7 protein-coding genes are annotated in these 5,308 nt (G+C 36.5%); 1 reads left to right on the forward strand and 6 read right to left on the reverse strand.

The features are described from left to right. Positions 1–155: 155 nt before the first annotated feature. Positions 156–593, forward strand: coding sequence for a MarR family winged helix-turn-helix transcriptional regulator (locus HCUR_RS05850; protein WP_243397296.1), 438 nt, complete (start codon positions 156–158; stop codon positions 591–593). 46 nt (positions 594–639) lie between these two features. On the opposite strand, the gene HCUR_RS05855 is transcribed toward HCUR_RS05850, so the two are convergent. The 6 genes from HCUR_RS05855 to HCUR_RS05880 form a co-directional block, all read right to left on the reverse strand. Then, positions 640–1,230 carry a histidine phosphatase family protein gene (locus tag HCUR_RS05855; protein WP_104207167.1) on the reverse strand — a complete coding sequence of 197 codons (591 nt, stop codon included), beginning with the start codon at positions 1,228–1,230 and terminating at the stop codon, positions 640–642. Then, on the reverse strand, positions 1,227–1,739 hold the full coding sequence (locus tag HCUR_RS05860; RefSeq protein ID WP_129591941.1) for a hypothetical protein: 513 nt from the start codon (positions 1,737–1,739) through the stop codon (positions 1,227–1,229). Before HCUR_RS05860 ends, HCUR_RS05855 begins: the two co-directional genes overlap by 4 nt. A gap of 172 nt (positions 1,740–1,911) precedes the next feature. Further along, positions 1,912–3,264 carry a M61 family metallopeptidase gene (locus tag HCUR_RS09250; protein ID WP_207760952.1) on the reverse strand — a complete coding sequence of 451 codons (1,353 nt, stop codon included), beginning with the start codon at positions 3,262–3,264 and terminating at the stop codon, positions 1,912–1,914. Next, the gene (locus HCUR_RS05870; RefSeq protein ID WP_104207169.1) at positions 3,245–3,586 is read right to left on the reverse strand and encodes a hypothetical protein; all 342 of its coding nucleotides are present in this window, start codon (positions 3,584–3,586) and stop codon (positions 3,245–3,247) included. Before HCUR_RS05870 ends, HCUR_RS09250 begins: the two co-directional genes overlap by 20 nt. Positions 3,587–3,717: 131 nt before the next feature. After that, complete coding sequence (locus tag HCUR_RS05875; RefSeq protein WP_104207170.1) at positions 3,718–4,155, reverse strand: NUDIX domain-containing protein; 438 nt, start codon at positions 4,153–4,155, stop codon at positions 3,718–3,720. A gap of 55 nt (positions 4,156–4,210) precedes the next feature. Then, positions 4,211–4,993 (reverse strand): nicotinate-nicotinamide nucleotide adenylyltransferase, encoded by a 783-nt coding sequence (locus HCUR_RS05880; RefSeq protein ID WP_165780811.1) that lies wholly within the window; start codon positions 4,991–4,993, stop codon positions 4,211–4,213. Positions 4,994–5,308: the final 315 nt, after the last annotated feature.

Below are 5,308 nucleotides of genomic sequence, written 5' to 3' on the forward strand. Positions count from 1 at the left end.
GAACATTATCATGCAGGTAGCCGGCCATCTTATCGAAGTCTTTGGCAAGCATGGCATTGTAATAGCTTTCAGCAAGGTTCAAATTATCAGTTGTGTTCATATCTAACTCCTATTATAGTATAAGCATGCTGATAATGTATTATAAGGACGCTGATATGTCAAGAGATAAAGAGGTAGGTGTTAAAAGTTTGCTTGGATATAAACTGAAAAAGACCCAACATGCTCTGCGCCTTCATATGGACGAAGCGTTAAGAGCTCTTGATCTCACCACCCCACAATATGCAGTTCTCGCGCAATTAGAACTAAAACCGGGAGCGTCTAATGCTGCACTTGCAAGGTCAGCTTTTATAACTGCTCAAACCATGCACGGCATTGTCTCTAATTTAGAAAAACGGGTTTTAATTCAGCGTAAAAGCGATGCTTCCCATGGTAGGATTTTATGCGCAGAATTGACATCACAAGGCCAAGAGATTGTTAAACAAGCGCATGATACGATACGCTATGTTGAAGCACGTATGCTCGCTACGGTAAGCTCAGAACATAAGCTGCTTCTCGAAAAGCTGCTGCTTGAGTGTTTTAATAATTTGCAGTAGCTAGAGATATTTACCCTCTAAATCAAGCCTCGATTGAATATTTGGATTATTCATAATCATACAAATTTCTCTCTTCAGATAAAGGATAAATAGCCCATGGATGACTTGGATGCTGAGGAGGCCTATGAAAAATAGGCTCAGCGTTACCAAGATCAATAATTGGGAGGCCTAAAATTTCTTGTACAACCCAATAAACGCCTCCATGAGATACAATCAAAATGGGGTCATTATGTTGTAACGCCTTTTCTAGCCCTCGCTTGATTCTTGTTGAAAAGTCAGCGTAGCCTTCTGCTCCTTTGACATCATCTCCGTTCCGCCAACAATTGATCCATAAACCGTTACCTTTAAGTTTCCCTTCTTTTTCGCCCCAGCATGCTTCTTGTAATTCAGTTATTTCAATGACAGGAGCTTTTATGTGCTGAGCAATGATATCTGCAGTCTTGCGAGCTCTTAGCAAAGGTGAGCTAACAATCGTCGCTATAGGTTCGTTTTTTAGCAATTCTGCTGCCTTGAATGCTTGAGAAACACCTAAATCGTTGAGAGGGACGTCTTGGCTACCCATGGCTCTATGCTCAAGATTCCAATCCGTTTCACCGTGCCTAAGGAAATAAAATGGCTTGAGAGGAAGTCCTTTCATGACTCACTCCCGTAAGTTTGACTATAGCCAGGTAGTTTTTCTTGCAATATCTGCCATGCTTTTTCCCAGTGCTCTTTGTTTAATAATCGAGGGTCAGCAGTCTTAGGGCGCAATCTAAAATCGGACAATGCAAACCCCCATTCGATCCCACCAATACAATGGATAGATTTTTTCTGATGATTCACTTGTGCGGCAAAAGCATGACCTTTCCAGAAACTTAGCGGTTTACTGAATAAGTAATACCTCCACAAAGGAGCATCATAGAAATCTTGCTCATATGCATAAAATGGGTAAGCTGAGCCCGGAATATCTATGTTTGCTGTGTCGATGAATATTCTCCATTCTGGCGCTTTTGAATCTGTATAAACGATATGAACCCAAGCATTATGGGACTGATTTGCTTGAATATGAATAGAAGGAAAATAAGGGTTCAAACAATTTTGTTTAGAGTGTTCGACCAAATAAACATCAAAATTATTACCGCCACCAGCATCTAGCTTGAAATGCAATTTTCTGTCATCGCTATGGATGCATGTATGGATGTTTGTATCTCCGGAATGATTAACATCAGGTGATTTCCAAGTACCCAGCCAAATTATCAGAAAACAAACGAGGGTTATCAATATAGCAAAAATCAGCTTAAATGTCTTGGTACCATGTCTTATCATCCTAAAACCTTCTTCATTTTATGCCAAAAAATTTACTAAATTCCTTTTCTTCTTGCCCCAAAAGATCTGTCCTTAATTGATATATTTCAATTTTGCTGTAATGTTCAGGCTTAAATTTGAAAGTTCCAGCCGTAGTCTCTATTGTAATTATTTGCTTTGGATCTCCTTTCCCCTTTGGACAATCCCGCCCAGTAACTTTTTGGCCGTCCCTAAGACCTGCTTTATATGCGTTACTTTTTACATCAACTTCCTGTATGGATTTATCTTTTATTAAATTATCTCTATTAAAACCCAAATAATATCTACCCATTGAAACCTTTTCTATAGGCAAGTTAATACCTTCAAGGCTAATTATTTTGCCTTTATCAATAAAGTTCACCATTTCATTCTCAATGCCATTCTTTACATATTTATGAACTATATCTTTAAACAAAGAAGATGAGAATTGCTGCTGCTTGGCGACTTTAAATAAATCATGCATAATCACATCCAGTGAAATATCTGGTTTTTCTTTTTGAATCAAATTGTTTAGATATAAAGCAAAAACAAGCCCCCTATAATAGGGTAATTTTTCAATATCATAATCATTCCAAAAATCTTTTTTAATTCTTAAATTTGGCTCCTGATTTACAGGTGATAAATAATATGCACGCAAAAATTGGTTCATCTCATCAATAAATGCTTTTCTATCAATGCCCCTTGATCTTAATGCGATTAATCTTGAATAAAAATCAGTAAAGCCCTCAGACCACCAATAATGCAATTCCTCATCTTTATCCTTACGTATTTTTCCTCCAATCCAATTATGTAAATGTTCATGCGCAAACAAAATATAATAATCATTTTTATGCATTCCTCGAGGTAAAAATGCTGTGAAGCTATCCGATAAACGAGTGCCTCCCATAGACCTTGGATCATCCCCTTCAATGAGACTAATGGCATAATACGGAAAGTCAAAATCATTAAAAAATGCTCTTTGACTATTGATGATTTCTCTCAAATCCGACGCAATTCTTTTATCTTCTATATCAAAATGACCGTAGAGTGATAAAAGAATAGGTTGAGAATCGGTGCCCACGTTATACACCCTAATTCTTCCTGCTACATAAATAGCGTGCAAGAGTTCAGGCGCTGTAATATTAAGGTTAATATTACTTTTAGCGCCATGAGATGATATGGTTTTCCATTTTGAGTCCAGATTTATCCATTTGATAGCGACATTTATTTTATCATTTTCATTTAAATCAAAAGGAGTAGCAAAAATTCCATATCCTGTTGTATGTACTAAATCATCTCGTACTATTGCTTCATGGACATTAGATGGATTGCCTATTTTTTGATGAACTTCATATGTAATTTTTACCAAATTGTTTGAAGTTTTTGGTATTGAAATAATAGCTTGCGAATTCGTTATTCTCTTGCTTCAACTCTACAGAGTAATTTGGACTAACTTCGATATTTTTTATTTGATCTACATAAGACGTACCTGCCCATCTGGATGGCAAATCTAAAACTAGCTTATCTTTAAAATCGCCTTTCAAAATAATTTCAATTTTTAAAACTGAATCCTTAATACTAATAAGATCAAGATTATATTCTACAGAATTATAAGTATTAGCTATTGCTAAATTTGTAAAACCTAGCAACAAACACAGCAATACAATAATTTTAGGAATCGGAAAGCTCATAATATTTTTTACCTCACTTCATAAGTTAATGCGCATAACATATGTAAACATACCATATTTCTTTTTGGAAGGATAGTAGAAATTGCTTTCCATCTCTTGATTTACCTTATTTTCTCTATTTCGAATTCCGCTCATGGAGTCCGCCTAATATATTGCACAGATTTTTTCAGCCATTCGGGTGCATTGTGCGCCTTATTTATTTCTGCATCTGTTAGCCAATAATACTCTGGAACTTCACGAGCGGACGCGTTAACCTTCAAATCTGTCTTTTCAATTTTGCAATGGAATATGGTATCAATCACATGCGCTGCAACATTACTACTGCCAACAAAATAGTTGTTTGTGATATATTTCAGATCATCTTTTAGATCTAATCCTACTTCTTCCAGGATTTCTCTCTTTGCGGCAAACCTTAAAATATCCCACTCGTTTTGTTCATCTATTTCTTCAACTTTACCGCCGGGGAAAGCGAGCAAACCTCCTGCATGCTTGCCTTCAGGCCTTTTGATAATCAAAAACTTCTCATCATGCTCTATGGCTACTTCTACTACATTTAAATAAAGTTTCATTTTTTTCCTTCTTCAATTATTTTCTTGGCCTCAGAATTTGAATGTGGCACTAATCTTACTCTTGATATAAATTATATTTTTCAATAATTTCTTTTACACCTTGGCTTACAAAACTTTTATCCAGAGCGCTACCATTCTTGATAATTTTTCGTACCTTCGTAGAAGAAAGATCAATGTAATCTGTAGAAATTGTCTTAACAATCGGACGATCTGAAAATACACCTTTTAAAGAATCAATTGAATCCCCGGCACGAAGACTAACAATAAAACTTTGTACTGGGATTGCGATAATCCCTCCAATCGTATGTTCTTTGTATTTTTCAGGTATTTGAATGCCTCGCATAAAAACAGACAATTTTTTTAGGTCTTTGGATGTTTCGAGAGCAGTGTCAGAGCCTATGACCCCTATGTATTCCGTTCCAATGAATGTTGTTTTTACAGAAGGTTTTCCTGCCACTAAAGACTCGTCCCTTTTCATTAAAACGCCTTGTAATTCAGCGGATGTAAGTTTTGTAACAATCACTTTGGGATGGTTTGCAAAGGCAGCAAAGAGCATCTCCAGTCGGACTTGAACATCTGTCCTGTTTTTGTATTCATCCCCACCCCAAGCAGGATAAATAAGCACATAATCGCACAAATTTTGCTCCAGAATTTGATTGACAACATCTTCATGACCAAGGTGCGGGGGGTCAAAAGACCCAATATAATAACCAATCTTTTTCTGTGATAAAGTGGCCTCTAATTTGCCATCTTTAACCAAATCTTCAAGAACAAGAGCATGTGCCATTGATGCATAGATGCACACTATCATTGTAAGTATAAGTTTTATTTTCAACACACCTTTTCCCTTTAATTTTCTATAACGCATAACATATGTAAACATACCATATTTCATTTTGGAAGGATAGTGGAAACTGATTTCCATCCCTTGATTTATCTTATTTTCTCCGTTTCGAATCACTATTGCTACTCCGTTTTTCGTTCTCTAAAAAGTGAAGGCTCAAAAAATGGCGATTCTCTGAAACCTAGGTAAATAGAGGCTTTGAGGACATGCGTACCTTCATCGGGAGTGTTCGCATATATCGGAGATGGAGAGGCCAAAAATGGAGATTTTGGGGGTAAAATGGTGAAATTGGAGAAAGTGAGGTACGGG

This window comes from Holospora curviuscula (assembly GCF_002930195.1).
Lineage (GTDB): Bacteria > Pseudomonadota > Alphaproteobacteria > Holosporales > Holosporaceae > Holospora > Holospora curviuscula.

Bases quoted from the DNA above. Each gene is read 5' to 3' on its own strand.
- HCUR_RS05850 (WP_243397296.1), top strand. From the start codon at position 156: ATGTCAAGAGATAAAGAGGTAGGTGTTAAAAGTTTGCTTGGATATAAA.
- HCUR_RS05875 (WP_104207170.1), bottom strand. From the start codon at position 4,155: ATGAAACTTTATTTAAATGTAGTAGAAGTAGCCATAGAGCATGATGAG.
- HCUR_RS05855 (WP_104207167.1), bottom strand. From the start codon at position 1,230: ATGAAAGGACTTCCTCTCAAGCCATTTTATTTCCTTAGGCACGGTGAA.
- HCUR_RS05870 (WP_104207169.1), bottom strand. From the start codon at position 3,586: ATGAGCTTTCCGATTCCTAAAATTATTGTATTGCTGTGTTTGTTGCTA.